The organism is Rhodopseudomonas sp. BR0M22 (genome assembly GCF_010907035.1).
Classification (GTDB): Bacteria; Pseudomonadota; Alphaproteobacteria; order Rhizobiales; family Xanthobacteraceae; genus Rhodopseudomonas.
Genome location: NZ_QUMK01000049.1, coordinates 14531 through 31877, shown reverse-complemented (window position 1 = coordinate 31877; position 17347 = coordinate 14531). Strand labels below are relative to the sequence as shown.

Below are 17347 nucleotides of genomic sequence, written 5' to 3'. Positions count from 1 at the left end.
CCCGGTTGCAGCGAGAGGCGTCGATGCGGTGTCGTTCTCGGTCGTTCAGCGTAGCTTCGGCGCAGCAGATCGCCGCGCCGTTCGCTCAGGACAGGCTCGATTGCCGTGAGTAGTCCGGAGCTCGACGCGGCCACCGTCCCGGCCACGCTGCAGGTGACGCCGGACGGCGATCAGGTCAGCGGCCACTGCGATTGCTGCGGCCAGATCAGCCGCCGTGTCTCGGGCACGATCGAAACGGCCGATGCCGTCGTGGCCTATCAGGTGTGGTGGACGGTCGGCCACATTGCCGAACACGGCGCGGAGATCGACCTGATCTGCGGGCGCTGGGGCGACGGCACCAGCGCGTCCGACCGCTTCGTCGTGCGCCTGCATCACTTCATCGCCGCGACCGGCCCGGCCGTGATGGTGCAGGATGCCCGCCTCGCGGACGGTCTCGACCGGCTGGCGGCGCGCGCATTGCGGCGCGATGAGATCATCGGCACACCGCGCGCCGCGGAGGTGTTCGCGTTTTATGACGCGATCGCGCTGCAGGATACGCGGCTCGCCGAGCTGTTCGGCGCGCCGGTTCCTTGCGGCCCGCGCGCCGGGCGCCGCAAGCTTCCGTCGCGGCGCAGTCGTTCGGGCGCGCGCCGTGGCCGGACTATTTGAACCCGATCGCCAGGCCCGACAGATCGAGGTCGGCGATCAGGCCGACCTGCGAGCCGCTCAGTTCGAGCACCGCGCCCTTCTCGTTGCGCAGCACGATGGCGCGTGCGCCGACGCCGATCGCAGCCCCCGCGCCGACCGCGCCGTAGACGCCGGCGACATCGCGCGGCGAGCGGATGTTGCTGACCCGGCCGGCCAGCTGCGCCTTCGAGCCGCCGAACACCAGACCATAGGACAAGCCGCCGATCGACAGCGGATAGCGCCGGCCGTGGAAGTTCAACGTGCCCGAGCCGCCGGAACCGCCGATCACCCAGCCGCCTTTGTAGATCGTCAGCGTGATCCGTCCCTCGTCCGCCTGGGCCGACGCGCCCAGTGCAAAGACGCCGATCAGCACGGCAACCACGGTCCCCAGCAATCCACGCATCCCGCTCTCCTTTGTCGCTCGCCCCTTACGGGCTTTGTCATTCCGGTCTAGCACTGCTATCGCGATTCGGCGCCACGACGGTGAAACCGCCAACGGCGACACCGGAACTGCAGCTCGTGCTGAACCGGCGCATCGCTCGCGGCGACAACGAACCGCGACGCTGCACCGATACAATAAAAAGGAGAATCGAATGGATGCCACCCGCCGATCCGCTGTCCGACTGCTCGTCGGCAGTCTGATGAGTCTTGTCGTCGTGGCACCCGCGCTCGCCGCCGAAACCCCGAACGCGTCAGACGCGCTCACCGAAAAGCTCAATGCCTATATCGGCTGCCTCAATCGGCTGTCGGCGCGCGCGTTCGATTCCCGCTCGCGCTACTTCTCCTGGGCCGCCAAGACAGGCCCGACCGGCAAGGAACGGATCGTCTACGGCACCTACACGATCTACGACACCAAGAACTGCCGTGCCGCCGTCGAGAAGGCCAACGCGATCGAGCCGCACGAACCCGAGCTCGAAGCCGCCGCTTCGGCCTATGCGGACGCGGTCGGCAAGCTCGAGCCGCTACTGAAGGAAACCGACGACTATTACACGCAGGAGAACTACAAGGACGACAAGATGGCGAAGGGCAAAGCCCTGCATCCCCGTCTGGTCGCCGCCTGGGATGCGTTCGCGGATGCCGACCGCAAGTTGCGCGGCGGCGTCGAGGTCATCAAGGACCGTCAGTCCGCCGAAAAACTGGCGGCGATCGAACGCAGCGAAGGCCGCAAGGCGCGCTACCAGATCGAAGCCACCATGATCGACGCCAAGCGTGTGATCCGCGCGGCCGAGGCCGACAAGCCAGATCTGGCGGCGCTGACAGCAGCCATCGACACTTATGGCAAGACCGTCGCGGCGAACGAGGCTTTCACCGAGGGCGAGCGAAACGCCAAGATCGGCTCGATGTTCATGTCGAACGCCAAGTCGTTTCTCGTCACCGCCAAGCAACTGATGCGCCGCCAGCGCGACAAGACGCCGTATTCGAGCGGCGAGAAGATGATGCTTAGCAACGCCGGCTCGGGATGGATGGTGGAAGGCTCGCCGCCGCGCCTGCTGCGCGACTACAATCAGCTGGTCGATGCCTACAATCGCGGGGCAAGCTTCTGAGAGGCCGACCTGAGCTCGGTCAGCCGATCACGTCTTCACAACGATACGGCGCGGTTCGAACACGATCGGTGAAGCCCCGCGCCGCAAGCGATCCGCATTGGTGCGACGGATGCGACCCTGCCGCATCCGTCGTCGGCCAACTCAGCGATGTCCGGCGCGGCTTCGGCCAACACCGGCGAGCGACATGTAGCAGCCGCCCTGCATCCCGAGTTGGAACCCGCCGTTTTCCGGCGTGAACAGATATTCCTGGCAACGCCCGCCTGCGATCGGAATCCGATAATCGTAGACCAGCAATCCGGTGTTCAGCGTGCGATACACCACGACGCTGGCCGCTTGGGCGTTCGGAATGCCGTACTTCGCTTTGACCTGCTGGAAGCCGGCCTGCAGGTCGTAGGTGATAGCATGGTTGGAAAATTGGGCGACGCCGACCCATGTCGGGATCACGCGCTGTCCGAGGTTCTGCAGATTGCCGTTGAAGTGGACGATCAGGTTATTGGGCGAACCGCTCCACTGGCCGTTGATCAGATAGAAATCGTCGAACAGGTTGACGTTGGCCTGCGGCTGCTTGGCTGAACTTTGCGCCGCAAGGTTCAGCACGAATTGGCTTTGAGACAGCGGCTCAAGATTGGCAGTTCTGAAAAAGATCGTGAGAGCCGGATAAGGCAGAGAAATGTCCGCTTGCGCCCGGGCGGGCGAAGCCGCCCCAAGCAGACCGGCGACAAGGCCGAACACACCGAACACCAGAGCTTTACGCATGGTTGTTCTCCATGTGCGGTTGGAGATGCACGCGCCGGATCATAGTTGAGATTCTTGTCGACACAACCCATGAGGGAATACCGGTAAGCCGTTCAACGCCGGCATCTGCAGCCTTTCGCGATGAGCATCGCCGCCGATACGTCTGACAGCAGAGCCGACGCGTGGGGAGAGATCCGCAGTTCGGGGACAAGACTTATGCAACTCAGATGCAGCGACGTCCGCCTGATACCGACCATCGTCGAGGCCGGTTCGGTGGGTAAAACCCTGTCATTTTAGGGGCCCCCGCTTTCAGCGCGGCGCAATTGGCGGTAGGTTGACCAGGATTATTTCCGAGGATTCAGCGGTGCTGCGCAAAGCCTTTATGAGAGTGTTTTCGGCCCATCCGGTCGAGACCATCGCCGCCTGCACTGGTCTGTTCATGATCGTGCTCGGTTTTGCGCTCGGCACGCAGTCGGGCTGGATCTGGTTCTGGGGTCAGGTATCGGCGATCTGCGGCGCCAGCCTCGCCACGCTCGCGGTGGTGTGGACGCTGCGCCAGCGCGCCGCCGAAGCCCGCATGGCCGCCAACCTCAACGTGCTGGCGCGCCAGCTCGAGACCTCGATCAGCCAGATCCACAAATCGGTGAAGGGCGGCCGCGACGAGTCGATCCCCGCCGCCGTGTACTTGGCGCAGATCGAGCAGTGCATCGACAATCTGATCGGCGTCACCCACGAGATCGGCGAGATCACCGGCCGGCAACTGCCGTTCGACGTGATCGAGATGCTGACCGCGCGCGACACCTTGCAGATCGAAGCGCGGATCACCGACGGCCGCACGCCCGAGCGCAAGCTGGTGACCGAGACCGAGAACTGTCCGGCCTGCAAGAAGCAGGTCGAATTCCAGGTCGGCAGCCTGCCCGGCGACAGCGCCAAGCCGACCTGCCCGCATTGCGGCCAGCGCTTTCACGCCCACCGCTCGACCAGCGGCAACATCTTCCTGCGGATGCCGGGCGCCTCGCAATTCACCCGCGCGGTGGCGGTCAACTGCCCGGTCTGCGCCAGCAAGATCCCGGCGAATATCGATCAGGGCAAGCAGCATTCGGAGACGCGCTACTGCTTCTCCTGCGGCGCCAAGGTGTCGATCGATCCGCTCGGCCAGCAATGCACGCTGCTCAGCAAGCAGGACCGCCTGCCCGGCCATCTCAACGGCGCCGGCACGCTGGTCTGCGACAAGTGCAACGACCCGGTGATCACGCTGACGTCGAACAGCGCCGGCACCTACGGCATCTGCCGCAAGGACGACGGTCTGGTGTTCTCCGCCGCCGCCGGCACGCCGCCGCAGCAGCCCACGCGCCCTGCCGCCGCGCCGGCGACCTCGTCGCCACAACCTGCACCGCCGCAAACCACCAAGCCGGCGCAGAGCGAGCAGGTGGCGCGCAGCGACGCCGCCGAATAGAGCCGCAGTGGCTGCCTGCAACCCGCGCAGCGCGCGGAATTGAAGCCGTCACGCAAGCTCTGGTAAAGTCACGCCATCAGGAATCGTTTGGGGGCGTTGCGTGGCTGAAGCTGAAACCACCCGTCGCGGACTTCCGGGACCGCAAGGTCCGCGTGGACGTCCCGGCGAACCGGGCCGACCGGGACCGCAGGGACATCCGGGACGCCCAGGCCCCGAAGGCCCGCGCGGCAAGCCTGGTCCGGTCGGCAAGGCCGGTCCGCAAGGCAAGGCGGGTCCGCAAGGCAAGCCCGGCGTTCCCGGCAAGGCTGGACCGGCCGGCAAGGCTGGACCGGCCGGCAAACCCGGACCGGATGGCAAACCCGGCCCCGACGGCAAGCCTGGTCCGATCGGCCCGCAAGGACCGCGCGGCGAGCAAGGCGCTCGCGGCGAACAAGGTCTTCGGGGTGAGCAAGGGCCGCGCGGCGAACAGGGTCCGCGGGGCGAGCCCGGCCCGCCCGGTGCGCTGCCCTCGATCGAGCAGGTGATGCCCTGGCTGCATCTGATCTTCGACGCCTACGAAGACTACAAGGCGCAGCGAGCCCGCGAGGCGCGCGAGCTTGAAGAGCGGATCGCTGCCGAAGCGCTGGAACAGGCGGCCCGCGAAGCCGCCGAACGCGAAGTCGCTGCCGCGATCGAGGCCGCTAGTGCAGAGATCGAGGCCGAGGTCGCTGACGACGACGCCAACAGCGACGGCGGCAAGAAAAAGAAGAAGCGCAAGCACAAGGACTGATCGCGCGGCGCGGCCGGTGTCTCAATGCCACCTGCCGCGTCATGATACGAAGCCGATCTGCCCTTGCCGACCCGCCCTTGCCGATCGCCGTGCAATGATTAGCTGACGCCGAACAGCGCATCGCACGGCGGAGACAGCCGCATGGCCTCGGCGATCTGGTACTACATGGTTCTGGCCGTCGAATCCGTTCTGGGGATCGTCGGCCTGCGGCTGTACGAAGAGCCCGCCTATAAGGTGCTCGACCGGCCGGCCGAAGCGATCGAAATCCGCCGCTACGCGCCACGTGTCGCCGCCGAAGTCGATCTCGAACGCAACGGCCATGCGGACAGCCAAGCGTTCACCTTGCTGTTCAACTACATCGCCGGTGCTAATCGTGGCGCTTCGGACGCGTCCGAGCGGGTCGCCATGACCGTTCCGGTCGATGTCGCGCGGCCAGCGAAGATCGCGATGACCGCGCCGGTCGAAACCGCGACAGAGGGACGAATGACGCGAATGCGGTTCTTCCTGCCCGCGACGTACACCACCGACACGGCGCCGAAGCCCGACGATTCGCGGGTGCAGATCGTCACCGTGCCGGAACAGACGATCGCGACGCTGCGCTTCTCCGGCACCGGGCGCGACTTGCGCGAGCGCGAACAGCAACTGATCGCCGCGCTCGCGAACACCGCATGGCAGCCGGTCGGCGCGCCCTACGGTCTGTTCTACGATGCGCCGTTCACCCTGCCCTTCGTGCGCCGCAACGAAGCGGCGGTGGAAGTCGCCAAGCGCTGATCACACAAGACCGTTGATCAGACGAGGCCGAGATCGGCTGGATGCACCCCGGCGAAGATCCGCTGCAGCGCCGCCGCATCGAGCCCGTACATCCGCTGCACCAGGCCGGCGAACAGCGCGCGATAATCGGTCAGCACCGGATAGTCGCGGTTCTGAAACAGCGCCGGCTGCGCGACCTTGATCTGTTCGCCGGCGATGCGGCCGCCATTGAGCCCGCCGCCGAGCACCCAATACACGCTGCCATGACCGTGATCGGTGCCGTGATCGCCGTTCTCGCGAAACGTCCGGCCGAACTCGGAGATCACCACCACCACGCTGTCGCGCCAGGCGGTCGGCCCGATCTCCTCGCGGAAGCCGGCCAGCGCCCGGCCCAGCTCGCCGAGCCGGTCGGCGAGATAGCCGGTCGCCGCGCCCTGATTGACGTGGGTGTCCCAACCGCCGACATCGACGAAACCGAGGTTGAACTGTTCGCGCATCAGCCGGCCGATCCGGCGCGCCGACAACTCGAAGCCGCGCGGCGACACCGCACCGCGATTGGCAGCGGTCATCTCGTCGGCGATCGACTTCACCACTTCGTCGCGCACGCGAAAGCCTTCGGTCACTGCCGAGGCCAGCTTGGTCTTGGCGTACATCTGCTTGATCAGTTCGGCCTGGCGGTCGTCGACGCCGGGCTTGCCGACATTGCCGAGCGCGATGTTCGGAATCTCGGCTTGTCCGCGAAAGATCAGCGGCAACTGTTCGGTAAAGGCAATCGGCTTCACCCGCGTGAGTTCGGCGGCGAGCCGGCTCATGAAGCCGGAGCGATAATCACGCCGGCCGGCGGTCGACTGCCCGAGCTCGATCGTGTCCTGGGTTTCGAAGTGACTACGGGTGGTGTCGTCGCTGGTGCCGGCGAACGGAACGAACGCGATCTCCCGCTTCGTCCAGAGCGGCGCGATGGTGTCGCGCAGCGACGGATGCAGCCCCCAATCGGCATCGAGCGCCACCGCAGCGTTGGGGTTGCCGGCATCGGGCCGCGCGATCGCCAGGTTCGGCCGGGACTCGTAGTAGAAGCTGCTCGACACCGGCACCACCACGTTGGCGGCGTCGTAAGCGCCGCGCAGAAATACGACGAGCAGCTTGGCGTCGGTCGCGGGCGCGGCCCACACCCGGCCGGCGATCGTGGTGGTCAGCGCAGCGGGTGCGAATGCGGCGACGGCCTTCAGCAGATCACGACGGTTCATGCGGTGCCTCCGCGCGTTGACGAACCATGAATTCGGGCGAGGACAGATACAGCGTGTTCCAATCCTGCGGCGAGATCGCCTGGTCGAGCACGCCGCGCGTGGTGGAGCTCAGCGTCTGCCGCAGTCCCTCGAAATACAGCGCGTTCTGCAGCAGCGGGAACGCCGGCCGATCCTTGGCGTCCGGCTGATCCGGCTTGAACAGCCCGGCCGAGCCGGATCCGATCTGCCGCGCGATCTCGAACCGCAGCATCATCTGGCCCGGGCCGTTCCAGGCGCTCGCGACCAGCGGGTAGCCGTCCGGCGTCTGGCGCTCATACAGCCCCTCACCGAGCCGGCCGAGCCATCGCTGGATCGGCAAGGTGTTGAGCACGACCTTGTCGTCGTAAGCGAGCCGCACCGCCGAATAGACGTAGCCGACCGGATCCTTGAAACGCGCCGCGGTTTTCAGCGAGGCGGAGAACTCCGGCGCCCCGATCATCGCGGCGAGCACCTGCGCGATGTCGCCGTCGGACGCGATGAACGCCTTCGCCATCCGGTCGATCAGAGACTGCGGTGGCTCGTCCGACACGAAGTAAGTGGCGATCTTGCGCGAAACATGCTGGGCGGTCGCCGGATTGTGCGCGATCAGGTCGAGCGCCTGATCGACCTCGGCAAGGCCGCTGCCGCGAATAGTCTGGCCGAGAAAGACCTTGTCGGAATAATCGTGGCGCGCCGGATTGAACTCGAACGCGCCGTCGCGCACGAGCTGCCCGGCGAGCGCCGGTTTCAGCTTGGGGTCTTCAGGCCGATAGTCGATGCCGACGCCCGTGAGGATTTTCGCCAGCGCCTCGACGTCGGCCTGGGTATAGCCGCTGCCGACACCCATGGTGTGCAGCTCCATGATCTCGCGGGCGTAGTTCTCGTTGAGATGGCCGTTGGCGTTGCCGGCATTGTCGAGATAGCGCAGCATCGCCGGGTGCCGCAGCGTCGCGCGCAGAAGATCGCCGAACTTGCCGAGAGCGTGCGCGCGGATCGCGCGATCTTCATAATCGCCGACCAGCAGGCGAAGCTCGGCCTTGCTCTGGTGGACGTTGAAATGGTTCAGCCAGAACCAGGTCATCCGTTCGCGGAGCTGATCGGGCGCATACAGCGCGCGCAGGATCGATCGGCTCGCGGCCTGCTTGGCTCGGTCGTTCAACGCTTGCTGATAGGCCTGTTTCGCGGTCTTGCGCGCCTCCGGATCGGTGAGCTGGTTAGCCTCCTTGGCCTGCTCCTGAAACGCTGTGATCGCCGCCGGCGTCAGTCCGCTCGCGTCGGACATCGCCTCGATCTGTACGGCGGCCGGCTGCGGCAGCGCACCGTCAGTCCTCGGATGAAGTTGCTGATCGATCCAACGCGCGGCGCCGAGTTTCTGGAATTGCACGACGGTGGAGCCGTTGACGCCCCAGGTCAGCCGATCGATCAGTGCCAGATCCTGCGGCGAAATCTCCGCGGCCTGCGCCGAGCCTCCGCCGAACACCGCGGCGGCTGCAATCGCCACGGCGGCCAGCCCAACCCCGTTCCCCAGCTTGATGGTGGTCATCCGCGTCGTCCCACTGCCTAGTTACCCAGGTCGAGCGGTATCATGCAGCCTCGGTGGCTGAACCAACACTGAATGCACGATGGCGAGAGCGTGGCGCGATAACAGCGAGCATTGCAGGCAACCGGATACAAATTCGGCGTCATCCGGAATACTACGTAAGGCACTTCAGGGCGGGCTACCTGACGTATCTCGCTGATTGCAGGTAACTATTTGCCACACAAGAGCTTTTCGCACGTGGACTGTTAACCGTGGTTTCACGAGGTCGGCGTAGTCCTGCCGCGATGCGCGGACGCGCAATTCACGATTTCGCCGCGGTCTCTCCGGTGCTTCGGCCGACCGCATCAACGCGAAGGTTCTCGACATGAGATTCAATAGTATTGGAATGAAGCTCGGACTCGCGAGCTTGACCAGTATCGCCCTGTCGCTGGGGATGGCGGCCAATCAGTTGACGACAGAACGATCGATCAACGCGGTCAATGCGCGCGCCGATGCCCAGCAGATGGTCGCCGATCACGGCCTCGAAGCCAACGTCTCGCTTCGCCAGATGCAGCTCGCCGCGGCCGAGCTTCGACTCGCCTCCACGCCGGCACAGCTCGACGGCGCGATCGCCGCGCTGCGCAACGCTCGTGAGACTGTCGATCGCCAAATCGGAATCGCGGTGGCCCAGATCTCCGACGGTGCGGACAAGGAACGGCTGCGATCGATCGGAACGCTGGCTTCGCAGTACGACGGCGCAATGGTCCAGGCCGGCGAGGCGATCAGAGCGATGCAGAGCGGAGCCGCCGGCGAGACCGAGAAGGCCAAGCGCGATCAACTGATCGTCCAGGCGCAAGCGACGGCGACGCAGGCGCTCGGCCTGATGCGCGAGGCGGTCGACCGCGCCGAGCAGGCGGCGAAGATCACCAAGAAGCAGGCCGCCGACGAGTTGTTCAGCGCCAACCGGATCAACTTCGCCCTCGGGATGGTGGTGATGATCTCGCTGGTGATCTCGATGGTATTCACCTTCTTCGGTATCTCCCGGCCGCTGATGCGGCTGAACGGTGCCCTCGGTAAGATGGCGGGCGGCCAGCTCGACGTCGAAATCCCCGGCGCGGCCCGCGGCGACGAGATCGGCGACATCGCCAAGACCGTGGTGGTGATCCGCGAGAACGCCGATCATCGCGCCCGCGAAGAGGCCGAGCAGAAGGCGCATCAGGACGAAGTCGCGGCACGGCAGCGCAAGCAGGAGATGCAGAAGCTCGCCGACGCCTTCGAGGGCGCGGTCGGCCGCATCGTCGAAGCGGTGTCGAGCGCCTCCAGCGAACTCGAAGCCTCCGCCAGCAAGCTGGCGCACACCGCCGAGGATGCCGAGAAGCTCACTGCGGCAGTCGCCGGAGCGTCCGAAGTCGCCACCAGCAACGTCCAGTCGGTGGCGTCGGCCACCGAAGAGATGGCGTCCTCGATCCACGAGATCAGCCGCCAGGTACAGGACTCGTCGCGGATCGCAAGTTCTGCGGTGCAGCAGGCCAACAAGACCAACGACCGCATCAATCAACTCGCCACCGCGGCGCAGCGGATCGGCGACGTCGTCGACCTGATCAACACCATCGCCGGCCAGACCAACCTTCTGGCGCTCAACGCCACGATCGAGGCGGCGCGCGCCGGCGAGGCCGGCCGTGGCTTCGCCGTGGTCGCGGCCGAGGTGAAGGCGCTCGCCGAGCAGACCGCCAAGGCCACCGACGAAATCAGCCAGCAGATTTCCGGCATGCAGGCGGCGACCGAGGAATCGGTTTCGGCCATCAAGGAGATCGGCACCACCATCGGCCAGATGTCGGAGATCTCGTCGGCCATCGCCTCGGCGGTCGAGCAGCAGGGCTCGGCCACTCAGGAGATCTCGCGTAACGTCCAGCAGGCAGCGCAGGGCACCATGCAGGTCAGCGCCAACATCGCCGACGTCGAGCGTGGCGCGGCGGAGACCGGGATGTCGTCGTCTCAGGTGCTGGCAGCCGCGCAGTCGCTCTCCACCGACAGCGCGCAGCTCAAGACCGAGGTGGCCCGGTTCCTCAGCTCGGTGCGTGCGGCGTAATCTGCCTCACCTGTCGATCAAGACGCGCAACGGCCCGGCTTCCCCCGAAGCCGGGCCGTTGCTTTCTACACGCCGAACGAAATCTTGCACTCAGCACGCATAGGTTGCAGATTAATCCTGCGGCCGGGGGAGGTTGTGGTGCGTGTAGCGTTGGGTGTGATTGCCGTGGCGTTAGCCGGATGCGTCAGCAACGGCACGGTGCGGTCCGGCAGTTGGCTGATCGATCAGCGTCCCGATCTGATCACCGGACAGCCGGTGGCGGGCGCGGTGACGATCGCGGCTCAGGCGTCGAACAGTACCGATCCGCTGCGCTTCTCGGTGGCGAGCCTGCAGCTCACCTGCTTCGAGAACCGGCCGATCGCCAAGATCAATTTCAACTTCCGGATCGGCAGCGACCGCAACACCAGTTTGGGCTATCGCGTCAACGACAAGCCCGGTCGCGACGCGGTCGAGTCGCGAGTGTTGCTGGGTTACCGGGTGATCGTGATCGAAGATCCAGCGGCACTCCAGCAGTTCGTCACCGATCTGCGAGGTGCGAACCAGCTCGTGGTGCGGATCAGGTCGCTGAATGCGGGAACCAGTACGTCCGTCTTTAGGGTCGACGGTTCGGACCAGGCAATCGAAGAAGCCTATCGCGACTGCCCGCTGTCGCCGGCGCAAGAGCCGCGCCGCACGACGTAACGAAAGGGCCGCCCGCGGGCGGCCCTGCCGGTCAAAATACGACCGGGCGAGCGATCAGTGATCGACCTCGCCGATGTGATGCTGCTGATACAGCTCAATGCCGATGCGGCCGACCAGATCGAGCTGGGTCTCGAGGAAGTCGATGTGACCTTCCTCGTCCTTCATCAGCTCTTCGAACAGGTCGCGCGACACGTAGTCCTTGACGCTGTGGCAGTAGGTTGCCGCTTCCTGATACAGCGCGCGAGCGTCGAGCTCGGCCTGCAGATCGGACTCGAGAACTTCCTTCATGTTCTGGCCGATCCGCAGCGGATCGAGCACCTGCATGTTCGGGAAGCCGTCCAGGAACAGGATCCGATCGGTGAACTTGTCGGCGTGGACCATCTCCTCGATGGACTCCTTGCGCCAGATCTTGGCGAGGTCCTTCAAGCCCCAATTGTCGAGCAGCCGATAGTGCAGCCAATACTGGTTGATTGCGGTCAGCTCGCTGCGAAGACCGCGGTTGAGATATTCGATGACCTTGGCGTCGCCCTTCATGGTGGTTCCGTCACTCCTGCAATCGGCGAACCGCCGGCGCGGCCGCTTTAGAATTAGAATAATTCTAGATCACACTGCGGGTGAAATGCAATCCCGGTGACGTCTCGATCCACGGCGAAGGAATCGAATGATCAAAGACCGAACGATCAGGCGTTGGTGTGCCGATGATCAGCGCCGCACAGCGCCTCGTTCATGATGTTCTTGATGGTGTGCATGCAGCGCCCGCACTTGCGGCTGCAGCCGAGGCAGCGATGCACCTCGCCCGGGTTGCGCGCGGGGCCGCCTTCGGTGTGCATGGTGGCACGGACATCGTGGTCGCTGAGGACGTTGCAAGAACAAACAATCATCGGTCTCAATCCAGCAGGTCGCAGCTTTCGAATAGTGAGTTGCAATCGCCGAAGCAAAAGGAAAACGTGCAACTTCAACCTATTCCAATCTGCAAGAGGCGGCTTGATGTTCGTCAAGCGCGGCCCTCTCCGGCTGCGATCCGCACGAATTTCGCCGCGTGCATCGCCCTCTCCGGCAACGCTTTCGCTGAAGCCAAGGGTCCAGCGCCGTGACCCATGACCGACGGCCGGCCGGACGATGGCAGCACTGCGGCGACGGTATTCATGGTTCGTTCAATCGATTGATGAAACCATGCGGTATGGACCATGGCAGGGGCGCGCCCGCGCCCCATCTGGTCCGGCGATCGATCGAAAGGTGATGCCATGAGAAAGTCGATGATGGCGTTGGCTACAGCCGCAACACTGGCGGTTGCGGCGGTTGGATCAACCGCGCCGGCACAGGCGCATGACGGTTTCGGCGCGGGAATCGCGGCCGGTCTGATCGGCGGCGCGCTCATCGGCGGTGCGCTTGCATCGCCCTATTACGGCAGCCCCGGCTATTACTATGGCGGCGGATACGGCTATGGTTACGGCCCGCGCTACGTCTACGGCTACCGCCCTGCCCCGGCCTATGTGGTGTCGCCTGGATATTACGGCGGTTGCTACTGGCAGCGTCAGCGATTCTGGGACGGCTACGGCTGGCGACTCCGTCGAATCCGTGTCTGCGACTGAGCTTGAACCTTTCGCTGTCCGATTCCGACAAAGTCGGCAGCCTAAAGGCCCGCTTGACGTCGCGAGCCGGCGGTAATGGCCCGAAAAACACCGTTTTTCGGAGCCACTGATCCGCCAGCCGATTTGCGACAATTGACGGCATTGTGCTTTTTTGGTGCTGTGCGGTCGGGGAGTACCGGTTCGTTCATAATGCGCCAGGCGCGGCGCGATCTCAGGAGAGCCTCTCAGATGAAGAAGACTGTTACCGTCCTGCTTGCGGCCGCGACCGTTGCCGGTTCGCTGGTCAGCATCGCCCCGCCTGCCAAGGCCGATGGCGGTCGGATTGCCGCCGGCATCGCGGGTGGCCTGATCGGCGGCGCGCTGCTCGGTGGCGCGCTCGCCAACAGCCGCCCCGCCTACGCCGAGCCCGCCCCGGTCTATGTCGAAGAGCCGCCGTGCCACTGGGCACGCGAGCGATTCTGGGACGACTACGCCGGCGTGTGGCGTTCGCGCCGCGTTCGCGTGTGCGATTGATCCGGCCGCGGCGCACGGCGTGCGCCGACCAGAATGCCAAACCCGGCCGAGCGATCGGCCGGGTTTTTGTTTGCGCCTGATTTTTGTTCGCCCCTCAGCGCGCCGCTTCGATCGATCGCAACACGACTTCGCTCGGCCAGCAGTCGACCCTCAGACCGGCGCGCTTCTGATAAGCGCCGAGTGCGGCGCGGGTCAGCATCCCCGCCTTGCCATCGACCTTGTCCTGATACAAGCCGAGCCGCGCCAGCCCGCGCTGCATCGCTTCGACGTCCTTGGTGCGAAGCTGCGTCGAGGCCGACCATGGCGTCGCGAACGGACGCGGATCGGTCATCCGGTCGGCGAGATGGCCGACGAACAGCACATACAGATCGGAGAAATTGTATTCCTTGATCACGAAGTAATTCTTCGTGGTCAGGAACGCCGGACCGTAGCTTCCCTCCGGCTGCAACAGCGAAGCGGGCTGTCGCAGCTCCTCGGCGCTCAGCTTGGCCGGCCGCGCCAACGTAAACCCCTCGCGCAGCCACTGGCCGATCGGCTTGGTCACCTCCGGCACACCTTGGGTGCAATCGGCACGCTCCGGCGCCTTGACCTCGTAGGCCCAGCGCACGCCGCCCTGCCAGCCCTTGTTGACGAGCTGCTGCGCCGCGGAGGCCAGCGCATCCGGCACCGAATGCCAGATGTCGACCTTGCCGTCGCCGTCGAAATCGACACCGTGCTTGTAGTATTCGGACGGCAGGAACTGGGTCAGACCGGTGGCGCCAGCCCAGGACGAGCGCATGCCCTGCCGCGTCACCACGCCGTCGCTGATGATCTTCATCGCCTCGATCAATTCGACGCGGTACTGCTCCTTGCGGCGCCCGACATAGGCCTGAGTCGCCAGCACCCGCACCGCATCGTAGGGCAGCCGGTAGCGGCCGTAATCGGTTTCGCGTCCCCAGATCGCCAGTACCACCGGCCCCGGCACGCCGAACCGTCGTTCGATTCCGTTCAGGGTCGACCGATACTTGTCGAGCAGCTTGCGGCCGTGCGCGGCAAGGCCTTCGATTCGCGATTCCTTGACGTAATCGGCCGGCACCTGGACGAACTCGGCCTGCCGCGGCGCGCCGGTCTTCGGCCGGCCGGGCAGGATCAGGTCGGGCAGCTTGTAGTCCGGTTCGAGGCCGGCGGTGACCGCGTCGAACGTCGCGCGCGAGACGCCGGCCTGTTGCGCCTCCGGCCACAGCGACGCAATGAAGCGTGTGAATCCGGCGTCCGCGGCGCGCGCAGCGGTCGCGCCGGACAGCACGGCGGCCGCCACCGTCGCGCCCAGCAGGACCGCCGCGAGTGCCCGCCGGATCAATGCTCCGCGTGGGCTTTCGCTTCCTCGATCGCCAGATTGGAGATCCGGTCGACGTAGGCGATACCGATCGCCGACAGAATGAACACGGTGTGGATAATGGTCTGCCACATCACCCCGGTCTCGGTGTAGCCGCCCACCTTGCCGGCCGCGCCGAGGTTGCCGGCTTCGATGAAAGTGCGCAGCAGATGGATCGAGGAGATGCCGATGATCGCCATCGCCAGCTTGATCTTCAGCACGCTGGCATTGACGTGGCTGAGCCACTCCGGCTCGTCGGGGTGCCCGCGCAGGTTGAGCCGCGACACGAAGGTCTCGTAGCCGCCGACGATCACCATCACCAGAAGGTTGGAGATCATCACCACATCGATCAGGCCCAGCACCGCCAGCATGATCTGCTGCTCGCTGAAGTCGAAGGAATGCTGGAACAGATGCCACAGCTCCTTCAGGAACAGCACGACGTAGATGCCCTGCGCGACGATCAGGCCGACATACAGCGGCAATTGCAGCCAGCGCGAACCGAAGATCAGCATGGGGATCGGCCGCAGCCCCAGTCCTTTCGGCGGAAGCGGCGTCTCGGGTGTCATCGACATGTAGGAAAGCTCCGAACAGCGTGAAAGGGCGAACAGTCACTTGGGAACTTCCTTCGATTCTGTCGAGACTCCGGGGAGCGGCGTTTAACCGCAGTTGGCGGCCGAAACCACGAAGCCGGCCGACGCAGATGCCGCCGAACCGCCGCACGGGATCTGCGGCCAAGCCGGCTATTTGACGGCGACGAGGAAGATCCGCGGGAACCGGAGCAGGACCTTGCCGTCGGCCTGGGCCGGATAGGCCGCAGCGATCCGCGCGGTATATGCCGCCAGATAGCTCTTGCGCTCCGGCAGTTCCAGCGGGTCGATGAACGGCCGCAGCCCGGTGCCCTTGACCCATTCGACGATCGCTTCAGGGCCGTCGAGGACATGGTTGTAGACGGTGTGCCAGATCTCCAACCGGCTGCACAACGGCCGCAACGCGTCGTAATACACACCCGGCTTCGGCAGCGTGTCGCGCAGCTCGGCGGCTTTCGACAATTGATGGCGCCAGGTCTCCTGCAGCGCGACCTCGCGCATCAGGATATGCGACGGCTCGTCGAGATTGTCGGGCATCTGCACGGCGAGCACGCCACCGGATTCGAGTCCGGCAACCAGCCGCTTGAGGTGCTTGAGGTGATCGGGCACCCACTGAAACACCGCATTGGCGAACAGCACGTCAGTACCGGCCGGAGGCGCCCAATGCGCCACATTGGCCTCGATGAACTTGTGCTGCGGTAAGCGTTCCCTCGCCTGACGCAGCATGTCGGCGGAGGTGTCGACGCCGATCACCGCGGCCTCCGGCCAGCGCTCGACGAGGAGCGCAGTCGAATTGCCCGGCCCGCAGCCGATATCGGCGACCTTGCGCGGCGCCGTTATCGGCACCTGCGCCAGCAAATCCCGCGCCGGCCGGGTCCGCTCGTCTTCGAATTTCAGGTATTGCTCGGCATTCCAGTCGGCCATTCAGCGTCCCTTGCGCCCCCGAGTCTGCGAGGGGAAAGCTATTGATCGGGAAGGATTTTGCAATATCCTCCAGCGATCGTATATTTGTGACATATACAGATGATCGACCTGAGCCGCGTCGTCGGCTTTGATTGGGACGACGGCAATCTCCGCAAGAGCGCGGAAAAACACGACGTCGGCCAATTGGAAGCCGAAAGCGTGTTCATGCATCGACCGCTTCTGCTGCAAGAAGACACCAAACACAGCGGCTCGGAACGCCGGCTCCATGCTCTGGGTCACACCACGGCAGGACGCCTGCTGCACGTCACCTTTACGCTGCGAGCCGACGAGACCTTGATACGTATCATCTCCGCGCGCGACATGAGCCGAAGGGACAGGAGCAGTTATGAAAAAGCTTAAGCCCATCCCCTCCTTCAAATCGGAAGCTGAGGAACGGCTATTCTGGGAGACCCACGATTCGAGCGACTATCTCGACTGGAGCAAAGCCGAGCGCGTCACTTTCCCAAACTTGAAACCGTCAACGACATCCATCTCGATCAGACTGCCGACGGAGCTCCTGGAGCAGATCAAAGTCGCCGCCAACAAGCGCGACGTGCCGTATCAGTCGTTGATCAAGATGTGGCTGAGTGAGAAGGTGGGATAGCCAAGTATTCGCTTGAAGATTAGCTGTAGCTTTCGGCGGAAAATACCAAGACCCAAGGCGGCCAGACTGAGCGGATGCTCGCCCGTGCTCCCGATGCGGTCCATCTGCCGACAGCGAGCCACTTCGGAGCAACGCTCGTCACCTTCCACGACAGGCTTAACGCGATCGGTCAACGAACAGCGCGAACGTCCTCAGACTGCTGACAAACCTCTGAGGCCGAAAGAAACGTCTCAGATTCAAACGTAGAGCCTACCGGAATCAAA

Annotated in this window: 20 protein-coding genes; 11 read left to right on the top strand and 9 right to left on the bottom strand. The window is 64.8% G+C overall.

The genetic code is table 11. From position 1 onward, the window contains the following. Positions 1-153 precede the first annotated feature (153 nt). A complete protein-coding gene (locus DY468_RS16300; protein ID WP_349644289.1) occupies positions 154-648 on the top strand; it encodes a hypothetical protein in 495 nt (164 codons plus the stop codon). On the opposite strand, the gene DY468_RS16295 is transcribed toward DY468_RS16300, so the two are convergent. Further along, a complete protein-coding gene (locus DY468_RS16295) occupies positions 641-1069 on the bottom strand; it encodes a hypothetical protein (protein WP_164605849.1) in 429 nt (142 codons plus the stop codon). The two genes, DY468_RS16300 and DY468_RS16295, sit on opposite strands and share 8 nt — an antisense overlap. A gap of 190 nt (positions 1070-1259) precedes the next feature. Between DY468_RS16295 and DY468_RS16290 the strand changes: the two genes are divergently transcribed. Continuing rightward, a complete protein-coding gene (locus tag DY468_RS16290; protein WP_164605848.1) occupies positions 1260-2210 on the top strand; it encodes a YiiG family protein in 951 nt (316 codons plus the stop codon). Between the two features lie 141 nt (positions 2211-2351). Here the strand turns inward: DY468_RS16290 and DY468_RS16285 are convergent, their stop codons facing one another. After that, complete coding sequence (locus tag DY468_RS16285; RefSeq protein WP_164605847.1) at positions 2352-2966, bottom strand: hypothetical protein; 615 nt, start codon at positions 2964-2966, stop codon at positions 2352-2354. Between the two features lie 343 nt (positions 2967-3309). Between DY468_RS16285 and DY468_RS16280 the strand changes: the two genes are divergently transcribed. From DY468_RS16280 to DY468_RS16270, 3 genes are all read left to right on the top strand, one after another. Beyond that, entirely contained in the window at positions 3310-4401 is a 1092-nt protein-coding gene (locus DY468_RS16280; RefSeq protein ID WP_164605846.1) for a zinc ribbon domain-containing protein, read from the top strand. 100 nt (positions 4402-4501) lie between these two features. Continuing rightward, entirely contained in the window at positions 4502-5170 is a 669-nt protein-coding gene (locus tag DY468_RS16275; RefSeq protein ID WP_164605845.1) for a collagen-like domain-containing protein, read from the top strand. A gap of 141 nt (positions 5171-5311) precedes the next feature. Beyond that, entirely contained in the window at positions 5312-5941 is a 630-nt protein-coding gene (locus DY468_RS16270; protein ID WP_164605844.1) for an SOUL family heme-binding protein, read from the top strand. 17 nt (positions 5942-5958) lie between these two features. Here DY468_RS16270 and DY468_RS16265 read toward each other — a convergent pair whose 3' ends face one another. Beyond that, positions 5959-7164 (bottom strand): DUF1501 domain-containing protein, encoded by a 1206-nt coding sequence (locus DY468_RS16265; RefSeq protein WP_164605843.1) that lies wholly within the window; start codon positions 7162-7164, stop codon positions 5959-5961. Further along, positions 7151-8725: a DUF1800 domain-containing protein gene (locus tag DY468_RS16260; protein WP_164605842.1), complete on the bottom strand. Its 1575-nt coding sequence runs from the start codon at positions 8723-8725 to the stop codon at positions 7151-7153. Before DY468_RS16260 ends, DY468_RS16265 begins: the two co-directional genes overlap by 14 nt. Positions 8726-9086: 361 nt before the next feature. On the opposite strand from DY468_RS16260, the gene DY468_RS16255 reads away from it, so the two are divergent. Together DY468_RS16255 and DY468_RS16250 are read left to right on the top strand one after the other, a co-directional pair. Then, positions 9087-10790 carry a methyl-accepting chemotaxis protein gene (locus DY468_RS16255; RefSeq protein WP_164605841.1) on the top strand — a complete coding sequence of 568 codons (1704 nt, stop codon included), beginning with the start codon at positions 9087-9089 and terminating at the stop codon, positions 10788-10790. Positions 10791-10874: 84 nt separating this feature from the next. After that, positions 10875-11471, top strand: a complete 597-nt coding sequence (locus DY468_RS16250) for a hypothetical protein (protein WP_246701002.1) — start codon at positions 10875-10877, stop codon at positions 11469-11471. Positions 11472-11525: 54 nt separating this feature from the next. Here the strand turns inward: DY468_RS16250 and bfr are convergent, their stop codons facing one another. After that, positions 11526-12005, bottom strand: a complete 480-nt coding sequence (bfr, locus tag DY468_RS16245) for a bacterioferritin (protein ID WP_164605839.1) — start codon at positions 12003-12005, stop codon at positions 11526-11528. A 146-nt stretch (positions 12006-12151) separates the two neighbouring features. Beyond that, a complete protein-coding gene (locus DY468_RS16240; RefSeq protein ID WP_164605838.1) occupies positions 12152-12352 on the bottom strand; it encodes a (2Fe-2S)-binding protein in 201 nt (66 codons plus the stop codon). Between the two features lie 363 nt (positions 12353-12715). Between DY468_RS16240 and DY468_RS16235 the strand changes: the two genes are divergently transcribed. Both DY468_RS16235 and DY468_RS16230 read left to right on the top strand, forming a co-directional pair. Next, positions 12716-13063 (top strand): hypothetical protein, encoded by a 348-nt coding sequence (locus tag DY468_RS16235; RefSeq protein WP_164605837.1) that lies wholly within the window; start codon positions 12716-12718, stop codon positions 13061-13063. Between the two features lie 228 nt (positions 13064-13291). Next, positions 13292-13576 (top strand): hypothetical protein, encoded by a 285-nt coding sequence (locus tag DY468_RS16230; RefSeq protein WP_164605836.1) that lies wholly within the window; start codon positions 13292-13294, stop codon positions 13574-13576. A gap of 94 nt (positions 13577-13670) precedes the next feature. Here the strand turns inward: DY468_RS16230 and DY468_RS16225 are convergent, their stop codons facing one another. From DY468_RS16225 to tam, 3 genes are all read right to left on the bottom strand, one after another. Beyond that, complete coding sequence (locus DY468_RS16225; RefSeq protein ID WP_502706232.1) at positions 13671-14915, bottom strand: lytic murein transglycosylase; 1245 nt, start codon at positions 14913-14915, stop codon at positions 13671-13673. Continuing rightward, on the bottom strand, positions 14912-15502 hold the full coding sequence (locus DY468_RS16220; RefSeq protein WP_164605835.1) for a TIGR00645 family protein: 591 nt from the start codon (positions 15500-15502) through the stop codon (positions 14912-14914). Before DY468_RS16220 ends, DY468_RS16225 begins: the two co-directional genes overlap by 4 nt. 168 nt (positions 15503-15670) lie before the next feature. Continuing rightward, positions 15671-16441, bottom strand: coding sequence for a trans-aconitate 2-methyltransferase (gene tam / locus DY468_RS16215; RefSeq protein ID WP_164605834.1), 771 nt, complete (start codon positions 16439-16441; stop codon positions 15671-15673). Positions 16442-16540: 99 nt separating this feature from the next. Here tam and DY468_RS16210 point away from each other — a divergent pair, with 99 nt between their 5' ends. Then, complete coding sequence (locus DY468_RS16210) at positions 16541-16840, top strand: BrnT family toxin (protein WP_164605833.1); 300 nt, start codon at positions 16541-16543, stop codon at positions 16838-16840. Next, the gene (brnA, locus tag DY468_RS16205; protein ID WP_012497031.1) at positions 16827-17084 is read left to right on the top strand and encodes a type II toxin-antitoxin system BrnA family antitoxin; all 258 of its coding nucleotides are present in this window, start codon (positions 16827-16829) and stop codon (positions 17082-17084) included. Before DY468_RS16210 ends, brnA begins: the two co-directional genes overlap by 14 nt. Positions 17085-17347: the final 263 nt, after the last annotated feature.